General features: G+C 70.3%; 1 protein-coding gene. It reads left to right on the top strand.

What is annotated here, in order from left to right; translation table 11 throughout:
* Positions 1-90: 90 nt before the first annotated feature.
* Positions 91-1,039 (top strand): IS481 family transposase (locus OO57_RS37870; RefSeq protein WP_033257461.1); only part of this gene is annotated, 949 nt, incomplete at its 3' end.

Consider the following 1,039-nt stretch of genomic DNA (forward strand, 5'->3'; position numbering starts at 1 on the left):
GGGTTCACGGTGTGGTGATCTTGAAATGAGTGAGGGCCTTCTGGCTCGGTGTGGATTGCGACATCTGCACCGGCTCCCAGAAAGGCCCTCATGCCACACCGTAACGCACCGCTGACCGAGACCGGACGGCTGCGCCTGGCCCGCTGCGTGGTCGAGGACGGCTGGCCGCTGCGCCGGGCTGCCGAGCGCTTCCAGGTCTCGCCGACCACGGCCAAACGCTGGGCGGACCGCTATCGCGTTCTCGGCGAGGCCGGTATGGGCGACCGCTCCAGTCGGCCGCACCGCAGCCCGCACCGGACCCCGACCCGCACCGAGCGGCGGATCATCAAGGTCCGCGTCCTGCGCCGCTGGGGCCCGGCCCGCATCGCCTACCTGCTCAAGCTCAACCCGGCCACCGTGCACCGGGTCCTGACCCGCTACCGCCTCGCCCGCCTCTCGCACCTCGACCGCGCCACCGGACGGCCGATACGCCGCTACGAACACTCGGCGCCGGGCGAGTTGGTCCACGTCGACGTCAAGAAGCTCGGCAACATCCCCGACGGCGGCGGCCACAAGACCCTGGGCCGCCAGGCCGGCCGCAGAACCCGCTCCGGGGTCGGCTACAGCTACCTGCACAACGCCGTCGACGACCACTCCCGCCTGGCCTACAGCGAGATCCTCGCGGACGAGCGCAAGGAGACCGCAGCCGCGTTCTGGGCCCGGGCGAACGACTTCTTCGCCCGGGCCGGCATCACCGTCCGACGGGTCATGACCGACAACGGCGCCTGCTACAAGTCCCACTTGTGGCGCGACGTCCTGGCCCAGCACGGCATCGCCCACAAGCGCACCCGGCCCTACCGCCCGCAGAGCAACGGCAAAGTCGAACGCTTCAACCGCACCCTCCTCGACGAATGGGCCTACGCCAGGCCCTACCGCACCGAACAGGAACGCCGCGACGCCTACCCCGCCTGGCTCCACACCTACAATCACCACCGCGGACACACCGCACTCGCCGGCCAACCACCCGCCAGCCGCGTCCCCAACCTCACAGGACAGAACA

Source organism: Kitasatospora phosalacinea, from assembly GCF_000717185.1.
Lineage (GTDB): Bacteria > Actinomycetota > Actinomycetes > Streptomycetales > Streptomycetaceae > Kitasatospora > Kitasatospora phosalacinea_A.